The organism is Spirillospora sp. NPDC052269 (assembly GCF_040679435.1).
Taxonomy (GTDB): Bacteria; Actinomycetota; Actinomycetes; order Streptosporangiales; family Streptosporangiaceae; genus Spirillospora.
Genome location: NZ_JBFAUU010000010.1, coordinates 78,374 through 103,449 on the forward strand (window position 1 = coordinate 78,374; position 25,076 = coordinate 103,449).

The 25,076-nt window shown below is 72.8% G+C and carries 20 protein-coding genes; 9 read left to right on the forward strand and 11 right to left on the reverse strand.

Annotated elements, in window-relative coordinates:
• Positions 1–17: 17 nt before the first annotated feature.
• Positions 18–845, forward strand: coding sequence for an SDR family oxidoreductase (locus AB0L06_RS22285; RefSeq protein WP_500232979.1), 828 nt, complete (start codon positions 18–20; stop codon positions 843–845).
• A gap of 21 nt (positions 846–866) precedes the next feature.
• Positions 867–2,036, forward strand: coding sequence for an NADH:flavin oxidoreductase (locus AB0L06_RS22290; RefSeq protein WP_500232980.1), 1,170 nt, complete (start codon positions 867–869; stop codon positions 2,034–2,036).
• 36 nt (positions 2,037–2,072) lie between these two features.
• Here AB0L06_RS22290 and AB0L06_RS22295 read toward each other — a convergent pair whose 3' ends face one another.
• From AB0L06_RS22295 to valS, 3 genes are all read right to left on the reverse strand, one after another.
• Entirely contained in the window at positions 2,073–3,200 is a 1,128-nt protein-coding gene (locus tag AB0L06_RS22295) for an acyl-CoA dehydrogenase family protein (protein ID WP_500232981.1), read from the reverse strand.
• Entirely contained in the window at positions 3,197–4,378 is a 1,182-nt protein-coding gene (locus AB0L06_RS22300; protein ID WP_500232982.1) for an acyl-CoA dehydrogenase family protein, read from the reverse strand. Before AB0L06_RS22300 ends, AB0L06_RS22295 begins: the two co-directional genes overlap by 4 nt.
• Before the next feature lie 119 nt (positions 4,379–4,497).
• Entirely contained in the window at positions 4,498–7,080 is a 2,583-nt protein-coding gene (gene valS / locus AB0L06_RS22305; protein WP_500232983.1) for a valine--tRNA ligase, read from the reverse strand.
• Positions 7,081–7,208: 128 nt separating this feature from the next.
• Between valS and AB0L06_RS22310 the strand changes: the two genes are divergently transcribed.
• Together AB0L06_RS22310 and AB0L06_RS22315 are read left to right on the forward strand one after the other, a co-directional pair.
• The gene (locus tag AB0L06_RS22310) at positions 7,209–7,496 is read left to right on the forward strand and encodes a DUF4235 domain-containing protein (RefSeq protein WP_500232984.1); all 288 of its coding nucleotides are present in this window, start codon (positions 7,209–7,211) and stop codon (positions 7,494–7,496) included.
• 76 nt (positions 7,497–7,572) lie between these two features.
• On the forward strand, positions 7,573–8,184 hold the full coding sequence (locus AB0L06_RS22315; RefSeq protein WP_500232985.1) for a maleylpyruvate isomerase family mycothiol-dependent enzyme: 612 nt from the start codon (positions 7,573–7,575) through the stop codon (positions 8,182–8,184).
• A gap of 82 nt (positions 8,185–8,266) precedes the next feature.
• On the opposite strand, the gene AB0L06_RS22320 is transcribed toward AB0L06_RS22315, so the two are convergent.
• Together AB0L06_RS22320 and AB0L06_RS22325 are read right to left on the reverse strand one after the other, a co-directional pair.
• Positions 8,267–9,415 (reverse strand): hypothetical protein, encoded by a 1,149-nt coding sequence (locus AB0L06_RS22320; protein ID WP_500232986.1) that lies wholly within the window; start codon positions 9,413–9,415, stop codon positions 8,267–8,269.
• A 108-nt stretch (positions 9,416–9,523) separates the two neighbouring features.
• Entirely contained in the window at positions 9,524–9,820 is a 297-nt protein-coding gene (locus tag AB0L06_RS22325) for a DUF4193 domain-containing protein (protein WP_131740700.1), read from the reverse strand.
• A 510-nt stretch (positions 9,821–10,330) separates the two neighbouring features.
• Here AB0L06_RS22325 and AB0L06_RS22330 point away from each other — a divergent pair.
• A complete protein-coding gene (locus AB0L06_RS22330; RefSeq protein ID WP_500232987.1) occupies positions 10,331–12,034 on the forward strand; it encodes a serine/threonine-protein kinase in 1,704 nt (567 codons plus the stop codon).
• Between the two features lie 117 nt (positions 12,035–12,151).
• On the opposite strand, the gene AB0L06_RS22335 is transcribed toward AB0L06_RS22330, so the two are convergent.
• Positions 12,152–13,498: a sensor histidine kinase gene (locus tag AB0L06_RS22335; RefSeq protein WP_500233215.1), complete on the reverse strand. Its 1,347-nt coding sequence runs from the start codon at positions 13,496–13,498 to the stop codon at positions 12,152–12,154.
• A gap of 152 nt (positions 13,499–13,650) precedes the next feature.
• The gene (locus tag AB0L06_RS22340) at positions 13,651–14,304 is read right to left on the reverse strand and encodes a response regulator transcription factor (RefSeq protein ID WP_500232988.1); all 654 of its coding nucleotides are present in this window, start codon (positions 14,302–14,304) and stop codon (positions 13,651–13,653) included.
• A 188-nt stretch (positions 14,305–14,492) separates the two neighbouring features.
• On the opposite strand from AB0L06_RS22340, the gene AB0L06_RS22345 reads away from it, so the two are divergent.
• Positions 14,493–14,669 (forward strand): hypothetical protein, encoded by a 177-nt coding sequence (locus tag AB0L06_RS22345; protein WP_500232989.1) that lies wholly within the window; start codon positions 14,493–14,495, stop codon positions 14,667–14,669.
• Positions 14,670–14,759: 90 nt separating this feature from the next.
• Here AB0L06_RS22345 and AB0L06_RS22350 read toward each other — a convergent pair whose 3' ends face one another.
• Genes AB0L06_RS22350 through AB0L06_RS22360 form a run of 3 tightly spaced genes read right to left on the reverse strand, consistent with a single transcriptional unit; the run spans position 14,760 to position 17,775 of the window.
• Positions 14,760–15,566 (reverse strand): inositol monophosphatase family protein, encoded by an 807-nt coding sequence (locus tag AB0L06_RS22350; RefSeq protein ID WP_500232990.1) that lies wholly within the window; start codon positions 15,564–15,566, stop codon positions 14,760–14,762.
• Complete coding sequence (locus AB0L06_RS22355; protein WP_500232991.1) at positions 15,563–16,564, reverse strand: ferrochelatase; 1,002 nt, start codon at positions 16,562–16,564, stop codon at positions 15,563–15,565. The genes AB0L06_RS22350 and AB0L06_RS22355 overlap by 4 nt, the downstream gene beginning before the upstream one ends.
• Positions 16,565–16,611: 47 nt before the next feature.
• Positions 16,612–17,775 carry a lytic murein transglycosylase gene (locus AB0L06_RS22360; protein ID WP_500232992.1) on the reverse strand — a complete coding sequence of 388 codons (1,164 nt, stop codon included), beginning with the start codon at positions 17,773–17,775 and terminating at the stop codon, positions 16,612–16,614.
• A 165-nt stretch (positions 17,776–17,940) separates the two neighbouring features.
• On the opposite strand from AB0L06_RS22360, the gene AB0L06_RS22365 reads away from it, so the two are divergent.
• Together AB0L06_RS22365 and AB0L06_RS22370 are read left to right on the forward strand one after the other, a co-directional pair.
• On the forward strand, positions 17,941–19,158 hold the full coding sequence (locus AB0L06_RS22365) for an MFS transporter (RefSeq protein WP_500232993.1): 1,218 nt from the start codon (positions 17,941–17,943) through the stop codon (positions 19,156–19,158).
• A gap of 9 nt (positions 19,159–19,167) precedes the next feature.
• The gene (locus AB0L06_RS22370) at positions 19,168–20,478 is read left to right on the forward strand and encodes a D-arabinono-1,4-lactone oxidase (protein ID WP_500232994.1); all 1,311 of its coding nucleotides are present in this window, start codon (positions 19,168–19,170) and stop codon (positions 20,476–20,478) included.
• Positions 20,479–20,591: 113 nt separating this feature from the next.
• Here AB0L06_RS22370 and AB0L06_RS22375 read toward each other — a convergent pair whose 3' ends face one another.
• Positions 20,592–21,731 carry a hypothetical protein gene (locus tag AB0L06_RS22375; RefSeq protein ID WP_500232995.1) on the reverse strand — a complete coding sequence of 380 codons (1,140 nt, stop codon included), beginning with the start codon at positions 21,729–21,731 and terminating at the stop codon, positions 20,592–20,594.
• 448 nt (positions 21,732–22,179) lie between these two features.
• On the opposite strand from AB0L06_RS22375, the gene sepH reads away from it, so the two are divergent.
• Positions 22,180–25,023 (forward strand): septation protein SepH, encoded by a 2,844-nt coding sequence (gene sepH, locus AB0L06_RS22380; RefSeq protein ID WP_500232996.1) that lies wholly within the window; start codon positions 22,180–22,182, stop codon positions 25,021–25,023.
• Positions 25,024–25,076: the final 53 nt, after the last annotated feature.

Here is a 25,076-nt window from a genome sequence, read left to right on the forward strand (position 1 = left end):
TACCGAAAGGGCGGGCCATGGGCACCTTCGCCGTCACCGGATCGGCGTCCGGGATGGGCGCGGCCAGCGCCGCGCTGCTGGAACGGGCCGGGCACACCGTCATCGGCGTCGACCTGCGCGACGCGTCCGTGATCGCCGACCTCGGCACCCCCGGCGGACGCGCCCACGCGGTCGAGGAGGTCCTTTCCCTCAGCGGCGGACGCCTCGACGGCGTCGCCGCGATCGCCGGGGTCGGCCCGAGCGTCCCGGACGCCGCGGCGGTCATGTCGATCAACTACTTCGGCCCGGTCGTGCTGCTGGACGGGCTGCGCGGGGCGCTCGCCGCGTCCGGCGCGGGCCGCGCGGTCGTGATCAGCTCGAACTCGGCCAGCACCGTCCCGCTCGTGGACGACGAACTGGCCGCGCTCGCCCTCGCGGGCGACGAGGACGGCGCGCGCGACCGGGCCCGCGCGGGTCAGGCCGCCATGCCCGCCGAGATCCTCGCCTTCGCGCCGAGCATCACCGCCTACACGACGTCCAAGCTGGCCGTCGCGCACTGGGTCCGGCGGACGGCCGTGACCCCCGAATGGGCGCGACAGGGCGTCCTGCTCAACGCGATCGCGCCCGGCGCGGTGCTGACGCCGCTGATGACGGATTCCCTGGGCGACGCGGCCGGGCAGGACCCGGACGAGTTCCCCACCCCGATGCCGCTCGGGGTCTTCGGCGAGGCCGAGGACATCGCGTTCTGGGTGCACCAGTTCCTCCGGCCCGAGGCGCGGTTCACCACCGGCGCCGTCCTGTACGTGGACGGCGGCACCGACGCGGCCATGCGCCCGGACGGCCACCCGTCCGCGATGACCTTCTGACGACCTTGTGAGGAGTCGACCGTGCCCACGACCGTGCCCGAGGTGTTCGAGCCCGCGAGGCTGGGGCCGCTAACCCTGCGCAACCGGATCATCAAGGCCGCGACGTTCGAGGGGATGAGCCGGGGGGCGCTGGTCTCGGACGACCTGGTCGAGTTCCACCGGCGGCACGCCGCGGGCGGCGTCGGCATGACGACGGTCGCGTACTGCGCCGTCCAACCCGAGGGACGCACCGAGCGGAACCAGATCTGGATGCGTCCCGAGGCCGTCCCCGGGCTGCGGCGGCTCGCGGACGCCGTCCACGCGGAGGGCGCGGCGGTGTCGGCGCAGATCGGACACGCTGGACCGGTCGCCAACAGCCGTTCCAACCGGGTGCCGTCGCTCGCGCCGGTCGGCATGTTCAACCCGCAGAGCCTGCAGAGGACCCGGCGCGCGACCGAACAGGACATCCAGCGCATCACGGACGCCCATGCGACGGCCGCGCGGCTCGCGATCGAGGCGGGCTTCGACGCCGTGGAGATCCACCTCGGCCACAACTACTTCGCCAGCTCGTTCCTCAGTCCGCGGATCAACCGGCGCGAGGACCGCTTCGGCGGGTCGCTGGAGAACCGGGCGAGGGTCGCGCGGGCCGTGGCGCGGGCCGTCCGGGACGAGGTGGGCGACCGCGTCGCCGTCCTCGCCAAGCTGAACATGGACGACGGCGTCCGCGGCGGCCTCCGCCCGGACGAGAGCGTCCAGGTCGCGAAGTGGCTGGAAGAGGACGGTTCGGTCGACGCGCTCGAACTCACGGCGGGCAGCTCCCTGCTGAACCCGATGTACCTGTTCCGCGGGGACGCGCCGGTCAAGGAGTTCGCCGCGACGTTCCCGCAGCCGCAGCGGCTCGGCGTCCAGCTCGTCGGGAAGCGGTTCATCCGCGCCTACCCGTACGAGGAGGCGTTCCTGCTGGGGACGGCGCGACGCTTCCGGGACGCCCTCGACCTGCCGCTCGTCCTGCTCGGCGGGATCACCGAGCGCGCCACGATGGACCTGGCCATGACCGAGGGCTTCGCCTTCGTCGCGATGGCGCGGGCACTGCTGCGCGAGCCCGACCTGATCAACCGGATCAAGGCCGAGCCCGCGACGCCCTCCCTCTGCATCCACTGCAACAAGTGCATGCCGACCATCTTCACCGGCACGCACTGCGTCTACGCCTGAGCGGCTGAGCGCGTGAACGCGTGAACGCGTGAACGCCTAGGTCAGGCCCAAGGCCTCGGCGAGCCGCGCTCTGTGCGCGCGCGGGGAGCCGAGCATGAGCTCGTCCGCCTTGGCGCGCTTGTAGTGGAGATGCGCGTCGTGCTCCCAGGTGAACCCGATGCCGCCGTGCAGGAGCAGGTGGTCCTTGGCGACCTGGAAGTGGGCGCGGCCCATGAAGGACGCGGCGAACGCGGCGGCCTCCGGGAGTTCGTCCGGCGCCTCGTCCGCCGCCCACACCGCGTACCGGACGACCGACTCGGCCTGTTCGAGGACGCAGTGCATGTCCGCCAGCTTGTGCTTCACCCCCTGGAACGACCCGACGAACCGCCCGAACTGGACGCGCAGCTTGGCGTACTCGACGATCACGTCCAGGCAGCGCCGCATGCCGCCGAGCTGTTCGGCGGCCAGCAGCACGCGCGCGACGTCCGCCGTCCGGTCGATCGCCGCGCCCGCGTCGGACGCCGCGCCCGCTTCGTTCATCCCGAGCAGCCGCGCCGGAGCCCCGCCCAGCTCGACCCGCGCCTGCGGGCGGGTCAGATCGAACGAGGCCAGCGGCGTCACGGTGAGGCCAGGCGCGTCCGCCGTGACGGCGAAGACGCCCCGGCGGCCCTCCCCGGTCGAGGCGGCGACGAGCAGCAGGTCGGCGGACGGCCCGTCCGGGACCCGCTCGACCGCGCCCTCCAGCACCCACTCCCCCCGATCGACGATCCGCCCCACCGGCGCCTCACCGCCGGAGCCGTCGGAGCCGTCGGAGCCGTCGGGAAGCGCGACGACCGCGACCGTCTCCCCGGACGCGACGCCGGGCAGCAGATCCTTGGCGTCCAGCGTGACCAGCAACGACGCCGCGACAACGGCTGAAAAGTACGGGACGGGCGTCAGCGCCGCGCCCAACTCCTCCAGGACGGCCGCGACCTCGCCGAACCCGGCTCCCGAGCCGCCGTGGGCCTCCGGCACCGCGAGCCCGGCCAGTCCCAGCTCGGACGACAGCCGCGTCCAGGCCGTCCGGTCGTACGGCTCGTCCGACTCGGCGATCTCGCGGACCCGCCTCATCGGCACTCGGTCGGCCAGGAAGGACCGCACGGTCGCGGCCAGTTCCCGCTGCTCCTCGGTCGGGATGAGCCTCACTCGCCGTCCTCCTTCGCCTGCGTGCCGACCTTCAGCGCCTTGAACGGGATGTTCCGGTCGACCTGCGGCTCGCGCGGCAGGCCGAGCACCCGGTCGCCGATGATGTTCCGCATGATCTCGTTGGTGCCGCCGCCGAGCGCCATGCCCGGCGCCCAGGCGAGCGCCCGCGCGATCGGAACGTCCCCGGTCAGGCACTCCGGGCCGAGGATCTCGCTCGCCAGGTCGGCGCTCCCGAGGGTCAGGTCGGCCAGGAGCAGCTTGCTCACCGAGCCGCGCGCGCCCGGCTGGATCCCGGCCCTCACCTCCTGCGACATCCGCGCGTTGAGCAGGTCGAAGGCGCGTTCACGCAGGTAGAGGTCCAGCAGCAGGTCCTGGACGCCCGGCTCGCCGAGCAGGCCGCGCTCGCGGGCGGCGGTGCGCAGCGCCGCGAACGACGCCGGACGCTCGGTGCGGGTCGCCCCCATCCCGATCGACACCCGCTCGTGCAGCAGGGTCGTCACGGCCGCCGACCAGCCGCCGTTCACCTCGCCGACCACGTTCTCCGCCGGGACGCGGACGCCGGTGAAGAAGATCTCGTTGAAGTGCGACTCGCCCGTCATGTCCCGCAGCGGCCGGACGTCCACGCCCGGGGCGTGCATGTCGATGACGAACATCGTGATGCCCTGGTGCTTGGGGACGTCCGGGTCGGTGCGCGCGATGAGCAGCCCGAGATCGGCCTGCCGCGCGACCGACGTCCACACCTTCTGGCCGTCCACGATCCAGTGGTCGCCGTCCCGCACCGCGCGGGTCTGCAGGGACGCCACGTCCGAGCCCGCGCCCGGCTCGGAGAACATCTGGCACCAGATCTCCTCGCCGCGCAGCAGCGGCCGGACGTACCGGCGCTTCTGCTCCTCGGTGCCGAGCGACAGCAGCGTCGGCCCGCACATGCCGAGGCCGATCCCGAACACCGAGACCGGCAGCGGGAAATCAGCCGCGACCTGCTGGAACGCGCGTTCCTCGGCCGCCGTCAGCCCGCGTCCGCCGTACTCGGCGGGCCACGTGATCCCCACGTGGCCCGCGTCGTACAGGTCTGCCATGAACGCGCGCGACTCCGCCAGGCCCGGATCGGGCGGCAGATCGGCCGTGCGCTCCGCCAGCCAGGCGCGCGCCCGGCTCCGGTACTCGTCGAGATCCGTCACGGGGCGGCTCCTCCCGGGGGACGACACGACCCGCGCGGCGCCCGGCCCGACGAGGCCGCCGCCACGCGTGTCAGTACGCGCTTACGCTAGCGCCCGAACCCCGTTCGGTCACCCCGCGGCTATGGGGCGGTGTCGGTCTCGGCGAAGGTCACCGCGACCGTGAGCGGCCCCTCGGACGAGCCGTCCAGGTCCAGTTCCGCGATGCGGCCTGCGGCCTGGAGGTCGTCCGAGACCGCGGAGAGGTCACCGGCTCGCTCGCCCGTGACCGACGCCCGCGACAGCTCGGTGCGCATCGAGACCTTCGCGTCCGACTTGGCCTTGCGGACCTGGCGCAGCGCCTCGGCCGCCACGTCCAGCAGGGACGCGTCGCCGCCGTCCGGCAGCTCGTCCTGCGTCGGCCAGGAGGCGCGGTGGACCGAACCCTCCTGCCACCACGACCAGACCTCCTCCGCCACGAACGGCAGGAACGGCGCGAACAGCCGCAGCAGCACCGACAGCGCCCGGTTCAGCGCCGCCCGCGCGGACGCCGCCTTCGCGTCCGATCCGTACGCGCGCTGCTTGACCAGCTCCAGGTAGTCGTCGCAGAACTGCCAGAAGAACCGCTCGGTGCGCTCCAGCGCCCGCGCGTAGTCGTAGGCCTCGAACGCCTCGGTCGCCTCGGCGACCAGCCCGCGCAGCGCGGCCAGCATCGCCAGGTCGCCCGGGTACCAGATCGCCTCGGTGTCGACGTCCTCGTCCAGCGGCTGCTCGGCGAAGCCCAGGACGAACTTCGACGCGTTCAGGATCTTGATCGCGAGCCGCCGGCCGACCTTGATCTGCCCGGTGTCGAACGCGGTGTCGGTGCCCGGACGGCCGCTCGCCGCCCAGTACCGGACGGCGTCCGAACCGAACTCCTGGAGCAGCCCGATCGGAGTGACGACGTTGCCCTTGGACTTGGACATCTTCTTGCGGTCCGGGTCCAGGATCCATCCGGCCAGCGCGGCGGCCTTCCACGGCAGCGACCCGTTCTCCAGGTGCGCGCGGACGACCGTCGCGAACAGCCACGTCCGGATGATGTCGTGCCCCTGCGGCCGCAGGCTGTAGGGGAAGACGCGGGAGAACAGGTCCGGGTCGCGCTCCCAGCCGCCCGCGATCTGCGGGGTCAGCGAGGACGTCGCCCAGGTGTCCATCACGTCCGGGTCGCCGGTGAACCCGTTCGGCTTGCCGCGCTGGTCCTCGGTGAAACCGGGCGGGACGTCGGACGCCGGGTCGACCGGCAGCGTGTCCTCGGCCGGGACGATCGGCTCGCCGTAGACCGGTTCGCCCGACTCGTCCAGGCGGTACCAGACCGGGATCGGGACGCCGTAGAACCGCTGCCGGGAGATCAGCCAGTCGCCGTTCAGGCCCTCGACCCAGTTCTCGTACCGGGCGCGCATGTACCCCGGGTACCACTCCAGCTCGCGGCCGCGCCCCAGCAGCTCGGCGCGCAGCTCCGGCCCGCGCCCGCCGTTGCGGATGTACCACTGCCGGGTGGTGACGATCTCCAGCGGCTTGGAGCCCTTCTCGAAGAACTTCACCGCCCGGACGACCTTCCGGGGCTCGCCCGCAAGGTCGCCGGACTCGCCGAGCAGCTCGAGCATCCGCTCGCGCGCCGAGTGGACGGTCTTCCCGGCCAGCTCCGCGTAGGTCTCCGCCGGGACCCCGGCGGGCGGCTCGGCGACGAACCGGCCGTCCCAGCCGACGACCGCGCGGGTCGGCAGGTCGAGCTCGCGCCACCAGACGACGTCGGTGACGTCGCCGAAGGTGCAGATCATCGCGATGCCGGACCCCTTGTCCGGCTCGGCCAGCCGGTGCGCGAGGACCGGGACCTCGACGCCGAAGACCGGCGTCCGGACGGTCGTCCCGAACAGCTCCTTGTACCGCTCGTCGTCCGGGTGCGCGACGAGCGCGACGCACGCGGGCAGCAGCTCCGGACGCGTCGTCTCGATGTGGACGGGCCGGCCGCCCGCGTGGAAACGCAGCTGGTCGCCCGTGTGGAAACGCAGCCGGTAGAACGCGCCGGGCTGCTCGCGGTCCTCCAGCTCGGCCTGCGCGACGGCCGTGCGGAACGTGACGTCCCACAGGGTCGGGGCCTCCGACAGGTACGCCTCGCCCCGCCGCAGGTTGCGCAGGAACGCCTTCTGCGACGCGGCCCGCGCGGCCTCGCCGATGGTCGTGTAGAGCAGGCTCCAGTCGACCGACAGGCCGACGCGGCGCCAGGTGTCCTCGAACGCCTTCTCGTCGATCTCGGTGAGCCGGTCGCACAGCTCGATGAAGTTCCGGCGCGAGATCGCCACCTGGCGCTTCGCGTCCGGCTTCTCCGGCGGCTCGAACGCGGGGTCGTACGGCAGGGACGCGTCGCCCCGGACGCCGAAGTAGTTCTGGACGCGCCGCTCGGTCGGCAACCCGTTGTCGTCCCATCCGATCGGGTAGAAGACCTCCTGACCGCGCATGCGGCGGTACCGGGCGATCGTGTCGGTGTGGGTGTAGGAGAACACGTGGCCGACGTGCAGTGATCCGCTGACCGTGGGCGGCGGCGTGTCGATCGAGTAGACCTCGTCCGCAGGACGGGACCGGTCGAACCGGTAGGTCCGGTCGTCCTCCCAGCGGCGTACCCACTTCTCCTCCAGGCCGTCCAGGGAGGGCTTGGAGGGGACGCTCGGTGTACGCGGCTGAAGGTTCATGACGCAATGCTATTGACCACCGCGAACTGATCGGTCCGGTTTTCCGCGCGCCGCACCGCGGCCTGCGGCGCTCTTGGGCCGGGGCGGGTCCGATAGCGTCGGACGAGAAGAGGAACTGGGAGGTTTCGATGGCGGACAAGGGCGACATCGGCTGGCGGGTGCTGGCCGGGGCCGCGGCCTTCGCGGGCGGCTTCGCCGCCAAGAAGGCCATCACGATGGCGTGGAAGAAGAGCACGGGCAAGGAGCCGCCGGCCAACCCCGAGTCGCCGGAGGTCGCGCTCACCGAGGCCGTCGCCTGGGCCGTCGTCATGGGCGTGGGCGTGGAGGTCGCGCGGCTGCTCGCCACCCGCGCGGCGGCCAGGCAGTGGTCCAAGGGCACCGGCGAGCTGCCCGCCCAGCTGCGCGCCGAGTCCTGACGCGGGCCCCGGCGGGGCATTGGACGAACCGTCCAGTATCGTGGTCGGTCCCCCGGCGACGAAGGGATCGACCACGATGCTGCTGGACCGGATCCGCCTGCCCTTCGAGGACGAGCTGCGCGCCGAGCGCTTCCGGCTGATCGAGACGCTTTCCGGCCTGTCCGACGACGACTTCGACGCCGGGACGACCCTGTGCAGCGAATGGGCCCCGCGCGACGTCCTCGGCCACGTGATCGGGCTCGACTACTTCCTCACCTCGTACCTGCCGTTCGGCCCGAAGGTCAACGACGCCAACCAGGCGCAGGCCGACCGGGCCCGCGCGGTCTCCCGCGACCGCCTGATGGAGTGGGCCCGGCACTGGGCCGACCAGCCCAGCACCACCAGCCGCATCGCCGCGCCGATCCTGCTCGGCGACCTCGGCGTCCACCACCAGGACGTCCTGCGCGGCCTCGGTCTCACCCGGAACGTCCCGGACGGGACCGCCTCCGCGATCTTCCGCGAGGGCCTCCAGCTCAGCATGTTCCTGAACCGGCGGGTGCTGCGGCACCGCCTGGAGCCGACCGACGGCCACCACCCGGTCGCCCTGCCCAGCGCGAAGAACGGCCCCACCGTCCGCGGCACCCGCGAAGCCCTCGGCATGTGGCTCTGCGGCCGCGACTCCGTCACCGACGAACTCGAATTCGCCTGACCGAGAACGTGAAAGGACGGCCCGCCCGGGGTGCCGGGCGGGCCGTCCTTTTCTTTGCGCGTCTTTGACCTGGGGGTGGTGGTCAGTTCTGGAGGCCGGGGCGATCGCCGGGGAGCTCGGAGGCCGGTGCGCCGAGCTTGCGCAGGTCGCCGCGGACGGCCTGGGCGAGCTTCTTGGTGGCGGTGCGGTTGAGCGCGGCTCCGGCGGCGGCGCCGGTCAGGAACGGGCCCATCGTGGTCAGGCTGCGTCCGAGGGTGCGGAGCAGCCGCTTGCGCAGCGCCGCCTTGGACGCCGCGCCGAGCGCGCCGGTGAGCGAGCCGCCCTCCAGCGGGTTGAGGCCGCGCTGGCGCGCCCACGACGTCGCGAACAGCGCGGCCCGGAGCGTGCCGGACCCCTGCACCCGCACGTCGTAGACCTCGTGCAGCTCGGCGATCATCTTCACCTCGATCGCCGCGACCACCAGCGTCTCGGCGGCCAGCTGCGCGGGGGCCGACAGCAGCAGCGGAGGCGCGGCGAACTCGACGGCCGCCAGGGCCCCGCCCGCCGCGCCCACGGCGGTGGTGGCGTTCGCGGCGACCTTGACCATGTTGTCGGCGAGGGCCTCGCCGGTGAGGCCGCGGTGGTGGGCCACCAGGGTGGCCCGGTCGCGGATCGGCACGTGCGGGAGGACGGCGGTGAACAGGTCGGCCAGCCAGCGGCCGCGGGCGACGCCCGTGGCGCCCGCGGCGCGGGCGCTTCCCGCGAGGAGCCTGGCGAGCCGCGCGAGCAGGCGTCCGCGGGTCTCGCGGTCCATCCCCTCGTCGGCGGCGAGCCGGCCGACCAGCTCCCCGATCTCCCGGTCGGTCCCCGGACCGTCCGGCCCGGGCGTCCCGCCCGGGGTGGTGTCGAAGGTGCCGCCGGGAGCTCCGCCGGACGCGGCATCGGACGCGCCGCCGGACACGGCACCGGAGGTGCCCTCGGGCCGGGCACTCGATGTGCCCTCGGGCAGGACGCCGGAGGCGTCCCCGAACGTGCCTTCGGACGTGTCGCCGGGCATGGCGGAGGACGTCGCGTCGGACGTCCCACCCGGCGTGGCGTCGCGCTCGCGGCCGGGCGTGGGGCCCGGCACGTGCGGCGACGCGGAAGAGGACGGGTGTGCGCCCGGCGCGGCGGAGGCCGCGCCCGGCACGGGTGCGGCGGCGGGGTCCCCGGAGGGACCGCGCCGCTCGTTGACTTCCGGAACCTCGTTCACCAGCGGCTCCCGTGGATCGGAACTGCCCTGTCGGCCGGCCCGTGGTTCAGGCCGGGACCGGGCCGGGGATCGGGCCCTGGAACGGGCCGTCGAGGAACGGGCCGTCCGTCAGGCCGCGCACTCACGGCAGATCGGCTGGCCGTTCTTCTCGGTGGCCAGCTGGCTGCGGTGGTGCACCAGGAAGCACCGGGTGCACGTGAACTCGTCGGCCTGCCGGGGAACGACCCGGAAGGTCAGCTCCTCGTTGGACAGGTCGGCGCCCGGCAGCTCGGCGACCTCGCCGGCGTCCAGGTCCTCGTCGATGATGCTCGCGGCCTTGTCGGCGCGGCGAGCCTGAAGTTCCTGAAGGCTGTCCTCGTTCAGGTCGTCGTCGGTCTTGCGTGGGCTGTCGTAATCGGTCGCCATCTTCGTCTCCATCCCCCTCGATGCTTTATGCGCCCCGTCGCGCGGATCTAACGCTCGGGGGGCCGTTCTTGTGCCCGATCCGGGCGGGAAATTCTGTCACGGGCAGTGAGCTGTGCCACACGAGGCGCGACCGTTCTCACGAGTGACACCGATCACCCGTCCCGGACCGCGAAGATGTGGCGCACGTCACCCACCCGCCGGGTGCCACGCTGCGAAACAGAGCCGTGACGCCCGGGGCGCAACAACGGCGGCCGGATCATATCCTTCTCCGCGCCCACTCGCGCACCGACCGCCCCCGCGCGCGCCCGGCGCGTCTCCCGAAGGCCTCCGGGACCGCTCGGGTACCCGGTCGCGCCCCGGTTCACACACCCGGCCCCCAAGACCCCCACCCGTCCCGCATATCGCCAGGAATGCCGCGATCAGGCACTGAACCCAACGTGTCGATGAAACGTCTGACCTAACGCGATATCGTGCAGCGCCACACAACACAAGCGGGTCACGGGAGGTCTGATGCCGGAAGCCGCTCCGCTGGAGCCGGGCGATCCGCGGGCACTGGGACAGTACGAGGTCGTCGGGCGGCTCGGGGCAGGCGGCCAGGGCGCGGTCTTCCTCGGCCGCACCCCGGCGGGGGAATACGTCGCCGTCAAGCTGCTGCACACGCAGATGGCGAGCGACAAGGCGGCTCGGGCGCGGTTCGCCCGCGAGGTCACCGCGGCCTCCAAGGTCGACCCGCAGTGCACCGCCCGCGTCTACGACTTCGACGTCGAGGCCGACCAGCCCTATGTGATCAGCGAGTTCATCGACGGGCCGTCGCTGCACGACGTGATCGCGCACAGCGGCCGGATGAGCGCCGAGGACCTGCTGCTGCTCGCGATCGGCACCGCGACCGCGCTCGCCGCGATCCACGAGGCCGGGATCGTGCACCGCGACTTCAAGCCGAACAACGTCATGCTGGCGAGCGACGGCCCGCGCGTGGTGGACTTCGGCATCGCCCGCACCGTGAACTCCCAGGAGAGCGCGGTCACCGCGACGGGCATGGTCGTCGGCACCCCCGGCTACCTGGCGCCCGAGCAGCTCACCGGCGCGCCGCTCACGCCCGCGGTGGACATCTTCGCCTGGGGCGCGACCATGGTGTTCGCCGCGACCGGGACGTCCCCGTTCGAGGCGGAGACGCTGCCGGTGATCATCAACCGGATCCTCAACGAGGAGCCGGACCTGTCCGGCGTGCCCGCCGGGCCCGTCCGCGACATGGTGCAGCGCGCCCTGTCCAAGGACGCCGGGCTGCGCCCGCCCGCGCCGCAGCTGCTGCTGCAGCTGCTCCAGTCGGTCAACGCGACCCCGGCCGGCGCGATGGGCGGCGACGCGCTGCTCGACCAGGGCACCCGGATCGCCGCGCGGCTGGACGCCCCGCCCGCGCCGCCGGTCCCGCTCTCGTCGCCGTACGGCGGCGGTCCCCAGATCACCCCTCCGCCCATGCCGATGCAGGGCGGGTACCAGGGACAGGGCGGCTATCCGGGTCAGGGCGGCGCCGGGCCGGCCACCCCGTCGCCGCAGATCACGCCCCCGCCGATGGCGATGTACCAGGGCGCGCCGCCGCAGCAGCAGCAGCAGGGGCAGCGCCCGCCCGCCTACGGCCCGCCGAACCGTCCCGCGCCGCCTGCCTACGGCCCGCCGCCGAAGTCCGGCGGGTCGAACGCTCCGCTCGTGATCGGCATCGGCTGCGGCGTGCTCGTCCTGATCGCGGTCATCGTCATCGTGGCCATCGCCCTCGCCGCCAAGGACACCCCGACGCCGCGTCCGACGCTCAGCGGTCCGACGTACGACCCGCCGACCTCGTCCGGCGGGTCGACCAGCACCGGCATGGTCGGCGTGTGGACGGGTCCCGCGCAGCAGCCGGCGGTGAAGGCCGCCAACCGGAGGAACTTCAACGCGAAGTTCGCGCTCGTCTACACGTACGGGACGGCCACCTACACCTACCCGGACGGCAAGGACACCTGCATCACGAAGCTGACGGCGATCTCCGGCTCTGCCGCCTCCGGCAAGGCGGTCTTCCGGGAGACCCCGATGATCAACCAAGGGGACAAGTGCGCGGCCGGGTACGTGACCTTCTACCCGACCAGCGGGGACGTCCTGTCACTCAAGACGATCCGCTGGGACTGGCGGCCGAGCCTCTCCGACACCAGCCCGGACGCGCTCGGCACCGTCAGCAGGTGATCAACGGCTGATCGGCCGCCGAGCGGCCGATCGGCTCCGTCCACGCACGAGGGGCGGTGATCCGGCCCCCGCCGGATCACCGCCCCTCGCCGTTCCGTGCCGGCCGCCCCCGCGCGCTCAGGCGAGGGGCAGCCGGACCGTGATCACCAGGCCGCCGCCCTGCCTGGGCGCGGCGTAGACGCGGCCGCGGTGGGCCAGCACCACCGAGCGGACGATCGACAGCCCCAGGCCCGCGCCCTTGGCGGACTCCAGCCGGTCGGCGTTCAGCCGCCGGAACGGCTCGAACAGCCGCTCGATCTCGTACGCGGGCACGAGCGGGCCGGTGTTCTCCACCTGGACGGTCGCGTACCCCGACAGCACGCCGGAGCGGATCCAGACCTCGCCGCCGTCGGAGTTGTGCTTGATCGCGTTGTCCACCAGGTTGCTCACCAGGTGCTCCAGCAGGACCGGGTCGCCGAGGGTGGTGCCCGGGGTCAGCTCGCGGTGCACCGTGACCTCGTTCGGCTGCTCGCGGCGCGCGACGTTCGTCAGCACGGTCGCCGCGACCTCCGACAGGTCGGTCGGGGTGCGGGTGGTCAGCTCGCGCTCGCTGCGGGCGAGCAGCAGCAGGCCCTCGATCAGCCGCTCGTGCCGGGCGTTGTTGGCCAGCAGCGTCTTGCCGACCGTCCTCAGGTCGTCGGACGCGTCCGGATCGGTGAGCGCGACCTCCAGCAGCGTGCGGTTGATCGCCAGGGGCGTTCGCAGCTCGTGCGAGGCGTTGCCGACGAACCGGCGTTGCGCGTCGAACGCCTCGCTGAGCCGTTCCAGCATGGCGTCGAAGGTGTCGGCGAGCTCCTTGATCTCGTCCTCCGGGCCGTCCAGCGCGATCCGCTCGTGCAGGGTGGACTCGGAGAGGCGGCGGGCGGTCGCGGTGACCCGCTGCAGCGGGGACAGCGCCCGGTCGGCCACGAAGTAGCCCATGACGACCGCGATGATCCCGACGCCGAGCAGCGCCAGCAGCGAGCGGGTCAGCATCCGCCGCATGGCCAGGTCGCGGATCGCCTCGGACGAGATGTAGCTGCCGTCCGGGTAGCGGATGCCGGTGCCGGCCGGGAACACCGAGTCGAGCACCGACCGCAGCAGCAGGTAGGTGACGAACAGCAGCAGCACCCCGGCCAGGAAGAACAGCGCGCCGTACAGGACGGTCAGCCGCAGCCGGACGCTGATCCGGTTCGGCAGGGACCGCAGGTCGGACAGCAGCGACGAGCTCTCGCCGTTCCTGGGCTCCCCGTTCTTCTCCCCCGGCATGGCGAACGAGCCGGTCGTGACCACGCCGACCTGCCCGCCGGGCCCGGTGTCGGACGGCCCCGAAGGCCCGCCGTTCTGCCCCGGGGGACGTCCGGCCGACGCGCCGGGCGGCGTCACCGAGGGCCGCACGGGCGAGGGCTCGCCGTTCCGCCCCGGGTCTACGGGCGAGCCGTCCATCGCCTTGTCGCGGGCCTTGTCGCGGGCCTTGTCGCGGGCCTTGTCGCTCGACTTGCCCCGGGCCTCGTCCGGGATCCTCTTGCCGTCTCCGGAGCCGGAATCGGAACCGGAACCGGGCTCGGGCAGGTCGTTCGAGGTGGGTTCGGGCGCGCTCACAGCCGGTACCCCACACCCGGGACGGTCTCGATGACGGGCGGGTCGCCGAGCTTCTTGCGCAGGGTCATCATCGTGACCCGGACCACGTTGGTGAACGGGTCGATGTGCTCGTCCCACGCCTTCTCGAGCAGCTGCTCGGAGCTGACCACGGCGCCCTCGGCGCCCATCAGCACCTCCAGGACGGCGAACTCCTTGCGGGTCAGCTCGATCGGCCGCCCGTCGCGGGTGACCTCGCGCCGGGACGGGTCGAGCGTGATCCCCGAACGCTCCAGGACGGGCGGCAGCGGCGCCGACGCGCGCCGTCCGAGCGCCCGGACCCGGGCGACCAGCTCGGTGAACGCGAACGGCTTCGGCAGGTAGTCGTCCGCCCCGATCGACAGGCCCTCGACGCGCTGGTCGAGCTCGCCCGCCGCCGTCAGCATCAGGATGCGGGCCGGATACCGGTCGGAGACCAGCTGCCTGCACACGTCGTCGCCGTGCACCTTGGGCAGGTCGCGATCGAGGACGACCACGTCGTACTCGTTGACGCCGGTGCGCTCCAGCGCGCCCGCGCCGTCATAGGCCACGTCCACCGCCAGCGCCTCCCGGCGCAGGCCCGTGGCGATGGCGTCGGCGAGCACCCGCTCGTCCTCGACGACCAGAACCCTCACGTACATCCCCCTTGGCTCAGCGCCCTCGCCTTACCCCTCCGGTATGCCACAGAGCTCGTAAGAGCCTCGTAAGGGGTCGCGGGTCCGGCGGCCGTGCCGCCGCCCGCCACACGGCGAACTCGCGCCTGGAAACAGGTTTGAGTCCAGCGTAGGCGTGGGTAGGCACGGTCAGATCCGGGAGGAGGCCCATGGGCGAGCTGTCACGTCAGATCCAGCAGCGTCTCGACAACGCTTACGAGTCGCTGCGCCACGCCCACGCAGAAGGTGACGTCTACCTGGTGGACATACGCCAGGAGGAGATCAAGGAACTGCGCCGGATCGCAGCGAACAACGACATCGGCGTCGACGCGCCCCGGTGCGACTAGCACCGGCGCGACCAGCCCCCCGCTGCGTGAACGCACGAAGGCCCCGGACGACCCATAGCGTCCGGGGCCTGCCGCGTTCCCGCCCTCCGGTCAGTCCCTGGCCGGGTCCAGGGGCTCCAGAACGGCGTGCAGGGCGTCGAACAGGTCCGGGGACGCGGCGATGCACAGCTCAGGGCTGACAGGCGCCCCAGCGAGCCCCTGGACGCGTCCGCCGGCCTCCTCGACGATCAGCGCCCCCGCCGCGACGTCCCAGGCCTGGACGCCGCGCTCGTAGTAGGCGTCGATCCGTCCGGCGGCCAGGGAGCAGAGGTCCACGCAACACGAGCCGCCGCGCCGGATGTCGCGCACGCGCGGGAGGACCGTGGTCAGCACCTCGGCCTGGTGGGCACGGCGCTCGGGAAAGTAGCCGAAGCCGGTGGAGACCAGGGCCCGGTCCAGCGGGACGCCGGCGTTGACCCGCAGCTCGCGGACGCCGGACGCGGTGTGCAGCAGCGCTCCCCCGCCCCGGACGGCGGTGTAGGTCTCGCCCCGGTTCGGGATCTCCACGACCCCGGCGACGGCCACGCCGTCCACCTCGGCGGCGATGCTGACCGCCCAGTCGGGCAGGCCGTAGAGGTAGTTCACGGTGCCGTCGATCGGGTCCACGACCCAGCGGACGCCGCTGTCGCCGCCGGTGGAGCCGCCCTCCTCGCCGAGGAACGCGTCCCGCGGCCGGGCGGCGAGGATCCGCTCGGTGATCAGCCGCTCGGACGTCCGGTCCATCTCGGTGACCACGTCGGTGGGGCTGGACTTGGTGGCGGCGACGCCGAGGTCGGCGGGCCGCTTGTCCACCAGCATGCGCGCGGCCTCGCGGGCCGTCTCGAGCGCGAGTTCCAGCAGTTCGGAGGGGGCGGTCATCGGCATTCTCCACAGGTGTCGGGACGGGGGCCGAGCGAGCCGAGCGCGGGACGGTCCGTCCCTGCGCGCTCCTGGACCAGCTCGCGGACCATGGCGACGAATCGGGGGTGGGTGCCGGGGGTGGCGGCGCGCCGGAAGGCCAGGCCGAGCTTCTCGGCGAGCTTGGTCGCCTCCACGTCGAGGTCGTACTTGACCTCCATGTGGTCGGAGACGAACCCGATCGGGACGTTCACCACGGCCTTGACGCCCTCGGCGTCCAGGGCCTCCAGGTGGTCGCCGATGTCGGGCTCGAGCCACGGCTGGGTGGGACGGCCGCTGCGGCTCTGGTAGACGAGCTTCCAGGGCCGTCCGGGGGCGGCGTGCTCGGCGACGTGGGCGGAGATGTCCTCCAGCTGGGCCTGGTACAGCTCGCGGCCCGGCTGGGAGAGCGGGACGCTGTGCGCGCTGAACACCAGGTGCGCGCCGTCCCTGACATCCTCGGGAAGATCGTCCAGGGCGGCGCGGGTGGCCTCGATGAACGGCTCCACGAAGCCCGGGTGGTTGTAGTAGACGCGCAGTTTGTCGATCTCGGGCGCGCCGGGGACCTCGGCTCGCGCGCGCTCGATGTCCTCCACGTACTGGCCGCAGCAGGAGTACCCGTCGTAGGCGGACGTGACGAACGCGGCGGCCCGCTGGATCCCGTCCGCCTTCATCTGCCGGACGGTGTCGGCGAGGTAGGGGTCCCAGTTGCGGTTGCCCCAGTAGACCGGGACGTCCGCGAGGCCGTGCTCGGCGAAGTCCGCCTCGATCGCGGCCCTGAGGGCGCGGCACTGCGCGTTGATCGGGCTGACGCCGCCGAACAGGTGGTAGTGCTCACCGACCTTCGCGAGCCGCTCGCGCGGGATCCCCTTCCCGCGCGTGACGTTCTCCAAGAAGGGGATCACATCGTCGGGGCCCTCCGGGCCGCCGAACGACATCAGCAGCAGCGCGTCATAGCCTGCCGTCGTCGCCTGGCTCATGCCTCCAATCCAACCAGGCGACGCCAAACGCGCCCTCTGACCCCCGGTTATCGGTACTGGGCCGCGTAGGCGCGCGCGAGGCCGAGCACCTTCTGGACGTACCAGTCGGCGTGGTTGTAGGCGAAGATCGCCCGGTACAGCGACTGGCCGCCCTTGCCCGCGCCGTTCGCGCACAGGTACTTGGCGGCGGCGGGGATCGCGTCGTAGGGGTTCATGATGTCGGCCTTGCCGTCGCCGTCCCCGTCCACGCCGTAGGTCGCCCACGTGGACGGCAGGAACTGCATCGGCCCGAGCGCGCCCGCGCTGGACCGGCCGGGGTTGCGGCCGTGGTCGCTCTCGACCTGCCCGATCGCGGCGAGGACCGTCCAGGACAGGCCGGGGCAGGTCGTGGCGGCCCGCCGGTAGAGGTCGAGGTAGCTGCCGGCCTTCCCGCCCTGGCCGGACGGCTGGTACTTGGTCTCGTGCAGGTTCACCGCGCTGGCGCCCGCGCCGAGGATCCTCTTCACCTGGCCCGCGACCTTGCCGGGGTTCGCGCCGGGCGCGTTGACCAGGACGGCGATGTCGTCCACCAGGCCCATGCCCGTGCCGGACTTCGTGCTGACCAGCATGTCGATGCCGGGCAGGCCGAGGTTCCCGGACCCGCCGAGCACCAGGTTCGGGACCGTCCGGCCGACGACCGGGTACTGGAAGCCGCGGCTGAGCTGGAGCTGGTCGGCGGCGTTCGACGACACCACGAACTGGTCGGCGGCCAGGGCGTTCCAGAGCTCGGTGCGCTTGGCGGTGCCGGGCGGCGTCCAGGACCGGAAGACCGACGGGTCGACGGCGAACGCGTTGACCTGCCGTCCCTGCAGCTGGACGGCGCCCCCGGCGACCGCGATCACGTCCTTGACGTGCCCGACCTTGGCGATCTTGGCGACCTGGGCGCGGGTGATCGTCGTGCCGCCGACGGCGAGCACGTCCGGCGGGACGACCCGGCGCAGCGGCGCGACCTGCCCGCGCGCGGTGTCGAGGTTGGCCACCGGGCCGTTGCGCAGCGGGTCCGGACTCGCGGTCGCGGCGGCGTCCCTGCGGGCCGGCTCGGGGGACCGCACGGTCAGGACGCCGTACACGCCGCCGGCGATGCTCCCGGCGACCAGCACGCCGACCCCGACCGCGGCGAGGCGCGGTCGTCGCCGCGGGCTCTTCGTGCCGGTACCGGACGGAGCGGGCACGGGCGCCGGCTCGAAGGCCGGTTCACCGGCCGAGTCCGACTCAGGCGTAGGAGTAACCACAACCAATCCCAACGAACGTCGCCAAGGGGTGGTTACCCGGAGAAAATCGGTTGAACAGTCCGGGTAACGTGATCAAGTTATCCAGATCCGACCTAAAGGAGCACGTTGGCCAGTCCGTACAGGGCGTTGCTGGCCGTTCCCGGAGCAAGGGCGTTCGTCACCGCGGGTTTCGTGGGACGCATGTCGATGTCCATGGTCGGGATCGGAATCGTCCTCCTTGTTTCCGCGGTGACCGGATCGTACGGCATCGCCGGAACGGTCTCCGCGACGATGGCGGTCGCATACGCGGTGGCAGCGCCGCTCAGCGCCCGCTTCGCCGACCGCTACGGGCAGCGCAGGGTGCTCGTCCCGCTGGTCACGGCCAACGCGGCCGCCTTCTCCCTGCTGATCTCGTTCGCCCTGTTCGAGGCTCCCCTGTGGACCTTGTACCCGGCAAGCGCACTCGCCGGAATGACCCAGGTCTCGCTGGGCGCGTGGGTGCGTTCGCGCTGGTCGCACGTGCTGAGCGGGACGTCCATCTCGATGGGCACGGCGTACTCGTTCGAGTCGGTGATGGACGAGCTGATCTTCGTCGCCGGGCCGATGCTCGTCACCTCGCTGGCGACCGGGGTGCATCCGGCGGCGGGGCTCGCGGTCGCGGCGTCCTGCACGCTCGTCGGCGGCCTGTCCTTCGCGCGCCTGCGCGGGACGGAACCGCCGCCGCGCCCGCACGTGCCCGGGGAGTCCCCGCGCGGCGGGGTGTTCGCCAACCCGGCCGTCCGGATCATGACGCCGATCTTCCTCTTCATCGGGATCGTGTTCGGCGCGATGGACGTCGGCGGCATCGCGTTCGCCGCCGGCCAGGGCCACAAGCCGCTGGCCGGGCTGCTGCTCGCCTGCTACGCGGGCGGCAGCGCGACCGCCGCGTTCTGGTACGGCGCGCGGGGCTGGACGTCCTCGCTGGACCACCGCTTCCTCATCGGGATCGTCCTGCAGGCCGTCCTGCTCGTGCCGCTGCCGCTGATCGGGAACTTCTGGCTGATGCTGCCGGTGGTGTTCGTGGCGGGGCTGGCGATCTCGCCGACGATCATCCCGGCGTTCGGGCTGGTGGAGCGGATCGTCCCACCCGGCCAGCTCACCGAGGGCCTGGCGCTGGTGTCGACGTCGCTGAGCATCGGCGCGGCGGCGGGCGCGGCGCTGGCCGGACGGGTCGCCGACGGCTACGGCGCCACGGCCTCCTTCGGCGTCCCGCTGACCGCGGCGGTCCTGGCCGCGCTGGTCGCCGTGGCCGGGATCCGGGCCATCAGTAAACGTGAACTTTCCTCACAAACGATTGCCGAGTAGGGTTCGGCCATGTCCCCCGTGAACACCCAGAAATGGCGCAACTGGGCCGGGAACCACACGGCCACTCCCCGGCGCGTCACCACTCCGACCAGCACCGAAGAGGTCTCCGCGGCCGTGCGCGCCGCGGCGGCCGACGGGCACACCGTCCGGATGACCGGCACCGGCCACTCCTTCACCGGAGCGGCCGTCGCCGAGGACGTCCTGCTCCGGCCGGCCGGGATGACCGCCGTCCGCTCGGTGGACACCACGAGCGGCCTGGTCACCGTCGAGGCGGGCCTGCCCCTGCACGCGCTCAACCGGATGTTGGCCGAGCACGGCCGCGCCCTGGCCAACATGGGCGACATCCAGGAGCAGACCGTCGCGGGCGCCCTCCAGACCGCCACCCACGGCACCGGACGCGACGCCGCCGGCCTCGCGTCCCAGGTGCACGCGCTGGAACTCGTCCTCGCCGACGGCTCGGTGGTCACCTGCTCGCGCGACGAGCGCCCCGACCTGTTCGACGCCGCGCGCGCGAGCGTGGGCGCCCTGGGGATCATCACCGCGATCACCTGGAAGACCGTCCCGGCCTTCCTCCTGCGCGCGCAGGAACAGCCGATGAAGTGGGACGAGGTCCTCTCGCGCATCGACGAGTTCGACGCCGCGAACGAGCACTTCGAGTTCTACTGGTTCCCGCACACCGAGGGCTGCCTCACCAAGCGGAACAACCGCGTCGACGGCCCGCCGGAGCCGCTGTCGCGGTTCAAGGGCTGGCTGGACGACGAGTTCATGTCGAACTCGCTGTTCGAGGTGATCAACAAGATCACCCACGCGGCCCCGATGATCACCCCGTCGATCAACCAGCTCTCGGCGCGGGCGCTCGGCGCGCGCACGTTCACCGACACGTCCTACAAGGTGTTCACCAGCCCCCGGACCGTCCGGTTCAAGGAGCAGGAGTACGCGATCCCGCGCGAGCGCCTGGCGGAGGCGCTGCGCGAGGTGCGCGGCCTGTTCGAGCGGCGGGACTGGAAGATCAGCTTCCCGATCGAGGTCCGGCTGCTGCCGGAGGAGGACGCCTGGCTGTCGATGGCCCACGGCCGCCGCAGCGCGTTCATCGCCGTGCACGTCTACCACCGCGACGACCACGCCTACTACTTCGGCGGCGTCGAGGACGTCCTGACCGGGCTGGGCGGACGCCCGCACTGGGGCAAGATGCACACCCGCGACGCCGCCTACCTGGAGACGGTCTACCCGCGTTTCAAGGACTTCCAGGCGATCCGCAACGAGCTCGACCCGGACCGCCGGTTCGCCAACCCCTACACCCGCCAGGTCTTCGGCGACTGACCCCTCCCGCGCACGCGAACGTCCCGCGCACGCGAACGGGCCGGGCTCCCTCGGAGGGAGCCCGGCCCGTTCGCGCTATTCCGGCCTAACCGGCCCGGCCACGCCCTGTCGGGCTAGTTGGCGCCGGGGACGGGCGCCTGGACGCCCGTCTTGCCCGGCGCGCCGCCACCGCCGCCCTGGCCGCCACCGCTCTGGCCGCCGCTCGGCGCGGAGGACGGCTCGTGCGTGGGCGTGTCGGTCGGCTCCTGCGTGGGCGTGCTCGGCGTGGTCGGCGTCTCGGACGGCTGCTCGGTCGGGCGGCCGCTGGGCTGGTTCGTCGGCCCGTCCGTCACACCCGTCCCGCCGTCCGGGGTGGACGTCGCCGGATCGGTCGGCTCGTCCGTCGGCTTCTGGGACGGCTCGTGCGACGGCGCCTCGGCATGGCCCTCGTTCTGGCCGCGGATCACGTTGCCGATCGTCCCGCCCGCGCCCTTGACCCCGCCGAACGTCCGGTCGGTGACCGACTCGTACAGCGTGATGCCGCCGATCACCAGGGCGAACACCACCACCGCCGAGGCCGACAGCATCTTCCAGCGCTGCCTGGCCCAGACGAGCGTGTCGTCCAGCGCGGCCTGCAGGGACGCCTTGGCCCCCGCTTCCTCGCCATGCCCGAGCGCCTCGGCCTCCAGCTCGTCGGCGACGGTCTCGGCGGGGCTCCGGTCGAGATGCGTGGCGTCCAGCGCGGACGCGTCGAACCGGGTCGCGTTGGGGTCGCCCAGGGCGGGCAGGTCACGCCGGGTCGCGTTCGAGTCACCGCCCGACACGGACGCCATGCCGGACAGGTCGTCCATCCGGGTGTAATTGGGATCACCCTCGGCCCAATGGCCGGGGGCCCGGCCCGTCGGCGCCACGGCCCTGGCCCCGGCGACACGCGCGTCCGCGACCCTGGTGGCCCCCGGGAGATTCGCCGTCAGCGGCGAGCCCGCCGCGCGTGTCGCGGCCGCGCTGGTCGCGGCGCGGGCGGCCTCTCCCGGATCGAGCTCCTGATCATCGGGCACCATGAGGTGGGTGCGCTCCTTGATCTGCTCCTTGCCCTGATCCAGGTAGTGCTTGCCGACCACGGAGGCCGCCGTCGACACCACGCTCATGAAGGCGGCGCCGACGATCGTCCCGTACACCCCCAGGTAGGACGCCCCGTAGGCGGCGACCGTGGTCGCCACCCCGCTCGCGATCAACTGCGTGGCGCTCAGGTCCGGCAGCTTCCGCTGCGCCATCGAATCTTCCCTCTCTACCCGAAACCGTCTCAAAAGTCCCCACAACAGGAACTCACGGCGACTCGGACGTTGTTCCGGCACGGGACGTGACGATCGCAACGCCCGGGGATCGGGGCCGCCCGGCATGGTCAGGCACGGTGTGGAAAAGGATCCACAAGTTCGGGGAGTCGCCCCCCGATGGGCGCGCGAGACGGGCAAGCTTGGTCGGACGGCCCTCTTCACGGCTGTGATGAGGGCTTTGAGAGCGGCGATGTTCGGACATGCCGGGTACGGTGCTGGCAGCAGGTGTGTCCGAAAGAGAGACTCGGGAATCCGGGGGAAGGGCACGCATGCGCCCCTGGTGGGGACCGAACGACCGGCCGATGCGAGCGCGGGGAGGCGGACTCGCGAACGGGCGTGTGGTTCGGCACCCCTCCGGTGCCGTTGGGACAGGGCAGGAAGGACACGCATGCAGGAGCTGCGCCTCGTCGCGGTCAGCGAGGACGGTACGTACCTCGTCCTGGCCACCGCGGGCCGAGGCACCCGGTTCACCCTGCCCGTCGACGACCGGCTGCGCGCAGCCGTGCGAGGGCACTTCTCCCGCCTCGGCCAGTTCGAGATCGAAGTGGAGAGTCCCTTGCGACCCAAGGAGATCCAGGCTCGGATCCGGTCCGGTGAGACCGCTGAGGAGATCGCCGAGTCCGCGGGCATCCCCGTCGAACGCGTCCGCTGGTTCGAGGGACCGGTCCTGCAGGAACGCGAGTACATGGCCCAGCAGGCGCAGCGGGTCGCGGTGCGCCGTCCGGGCGACACCCAGCCCGGCCCGCCGCTCGGCGAGACCGTCGAGGAGCGTCTCGGCCGCGGCGGCGTCGACCTCGAGGAGGTCGAGTGGGACTCCTGGAAGTGCGAGGACGGCACCTGGCGCATCCGCCTGTCGTTCTTCGAGGGCGGCCGTCCGCACGCCGCCGAGTGGTCCTTCGACCCGCGCCGCCGGCACGTCACCCCGCTGGACGAGGTCGCCGCGCGGCTGACCGCCGTCGAGTGGGACGACGAGGCCCTGTCCGACACCGTCACCCCGCTCGTCCCGCGCCGTCCGGCGATGAAGGTCGTCTCCGACTCCACCGTGTCCGGCCGTTCCCGCGGCCTGCCCGCGGGCGAGCCGGGCGAGGCGCCGCGCGCCACCGAGGCGCGCCGCGCCTTCGACCCGTTCACCGACGACGCCCCGCGCACGCTGGACGGCGTCCCGCGCGAGTTCCCGGTCCGTCCCGACCTGGACCCCGCGTCCCGCGACATCGCCGCCCGTGAGGCCGTGGCCCGCGAGGCCGCCATCCTCCGCGACACCGCCATCTCCCAGGACACCGACTCCCTCGCCCCGCGCCGCCCCTCCGAGGGCGCGTACGGGGACGAGCGCACGTCCCAGCCGATGCGTGCCGCCGAGGGCCCCTACGGGGGCGACCCCACCCGCCGCTCCTCGCGCGCGTCCGAGGGCCCGTACCGCTCCGAGTCCTCGCGCACGAGCCTGACCCCGCGCGCGTCCGAGGAGAACCACACCGACGACTCGCGCACCTCTGAAGGCGCACGCAGGCGTCAGGACACGTTCGAGGACGAGTACGCGACCAGGCCCTCGCGCGCATCCCGGTACGAGGACGCCCAGCAGCCCGAGGGCCGGTACGCACCCGAGGGATCCCGCGCGTCCGCAGGCACGCGCGGGACCCGCGACCTGCGCCCGGCCGAAGACGATTACGCGACTGACGCCACCCGCGCGTTGGACGACCCGCGCGCGTTGGACGGCGAGTACGGGGCCGAAGACTCCCGCATGGCTCAGGGCGGGCGCGGGTCTGGCGACGAGTACGCGGAGAGCGCCCGCAGGTCTCAGACCTCACGCGCAACCGAGGCGCCGTCCGCGACCGGGGGGGCGCTTGGAAGCACGCGCGCCTCCGAGAGCGTCCGCGCAGCCGAAGGCGCGCAGGACGACGACGCCCGTATGGCCCAGAGCGCGCGCGCAGGTGAGGACTTCCGCAGCGCCGAAGGCACCCGCGCCACCGATGGCCGCGTCTCTGAAGCCTCGCACGCCGCCCAGGACATGCGCACGGGCGAGGCCAGGCGCGCCGCTGAGGAATCGCGCGACGCTGAAGGTTCGCGCAGCGCTGAGGATTCACGCAGCGCCCAGGGCACGCGCGGTGCCCAGGGTTCACACGGTGCCGCGCCCACGCGCGCGGGCGAGGGCCTGGACGAGGACTCCTACGCGCCCGAAGGCATCCGCACCTCCGGCGGACGCGCCTCTGAAGGCGTCCGCGCTGCTCAGGACTCGCGCGTGGGCGAAGACTCCTACGCGCTCGAAGACACCCTCTCCTCCGGCGGACGCGCCGCTCAGGACGCCCGCGCGGGCGAGGCTTCGCGCGGTGGCCGGGGCGGTCATGTGGCCGAGGACGCGCGCGTTGACGAGGACTCGTACATGCCCGAAGGCACCCGCGCCTCCGGCGGACGCGCCTCTGAAGGCGTCCGCGGCGCTCAGGACGTGCGCACGGGCGAGGGGTCGCGCGGTGGCCAGAGCGAGGACGGGCGCGCGGACGAAGGCTCGTACGCACCCGAAGGCACCCGCGCGTCCAGAACGCGTGGTGAGGACTCCGGCAGCGCCGAAGCCACTCGCACGTCGGGCGGACGCGCTGCCGAGGGCATGCGTGACGCTCAGGACATGCGTGAGGACGAGGGTTCGCGTGTCGACCAGGGCGTGGACGAGGACTCGTACGCGTCCGAAGAGCCCCGCGCGGCCGAGGGTGTGCGCGGCGGGGCCGGAACGCGGGCTGAGGACGAGCTGACCAGCGCTTCCTCCGCGCGCGACGCCTCGGTGGACGCCGAGGACGACGACGAGTCGGTGCGCGATGCCGAGAGCACGCGCGCGGCCAAGGCTTCGGCGTCCAAGCGGAAGCCGGCACCGGACGACGACGCTCGCGACGCCGAGGAGGCGGGCGCCAGGAAGAAGGCCGCCGCCGAGGAGGCAGCGGAGCGTGAGGCCGCGGCCAAGCAGCAGGACGAGGAGGCCACGCGCAAGGCGGCGGCCGCCGCCACGCGCAACGCGGCGTCCAACGACCTCGAGGACGACGCGGACGACGAGCATCCGGTACCGCGCGCCCCGCACCGTCCGGCGGCGAAGAAGGCCGCGCGGTCGGCGATGCCCGCAGCTGCGGCCGAGAAGCCCGCCGACACGCCGGCCACGCAGCGCGCCGCGCGCGCCCGCCGCAAGCCGAAGGGCAAGCGCGCCTCCGTCCCGTCCTGGGACGAGATCATGTTCGGAGCCCGGCGCCCCGAATAAGTCCCACCCGCATCAGCGCCCGGTCTCCGTGAAGGGGCCGGGCGCTCGCGTTT

Coding starts and splice junctions, on each gene's coding strand:
- AB0L06_RS22375 (WP_500232995.1), bottom strand. CDS start 21,731: ATGGCGCAGCGGAAGCTGCCGGACCTGAGCGCCACGCAGTTGATCGCG.
- AB0L06_RS22370 (WP_500232994.1), top strand. CDS start 19,168: ATGTCCCCCGTGAACACCCAGAAATGGCGCAACTGGGCCGGGAACCAC.
- AB0L06_RS22310 (WP_500232984.1), top strand. CDS start 7,209: ATGGCGGACAAGGGCGACATCGGCTGGCGGGTGCTGGCCGGGGCCGCG.
- AB0L06_RS22345 (WP_500232989.1), top strand. CDS start 14,493: ATGGGCGAGCTGTCACGTCAGATCCAGCAGCGTCTCGACAACGCTTAC.
- AB0L06_RS22285 (WP_500232979.1), top strand. CDS start 18: ATGGGCACCTTCGCCGTCACCGGATCGGCGTCCGGGATGGGCGCGGCC.
- AB0L06_RS22355 (WP_500232991.1), bottom strand. CDS start 16,564: ATGAGCCAGGCGACGACGGCAGGCTATGACGCGCTGCTGCTGATGTCG.
- sepH (WP_500232996.1), top strand. CDS start 22,180: ATGCAGGAGCTGCGCCTCGTCGCGGTCAGCGAGGACGGTACGTACCTC.
- AB0L06_RS22315 (WP_500232985.1), top strand. CDS start 7,573: ATGCTGCTGGACCGGATCCGCCTGCCCTTCGAGGACGAGCTGCGCGCC.
- AB0L06_RS22325 (WP_131740700.1), bottom strand. CDS start 9,820: ATGGCGACCGATTACGACAGCCCACGCAAGACCGACGACGACCTGAAC.
- AB0L06_RS22330 (WP_500232987.1), top strand. CDS start 10,331: ATGCCGGAAGCCGCTCCGCTGGAGCCGGGCGATCCGCGGGCACTGGGA.
- AB0L06_RS22350 (WP_500232990.1), bottom strand. CDS start 15,566: ATGACCGCCCCCTCCGAACTGCTGGAACTCGCGCTCGAGACGGCCCGC.
- valS (WP_500232983.1), bottom strand. CDS start 7,080: ATGAACCTTCAGCCGCGTACACCGAGCGTCCCCTCCAAGCCCTCCCTG.
- AB0L06_RS22335 (WP_500233215.1), bottom strand. CDS start 13,498: ATGGACGGCTCGCCCGTAGACCCGGGGCGGAACGGCGAGCCCTCGCCC.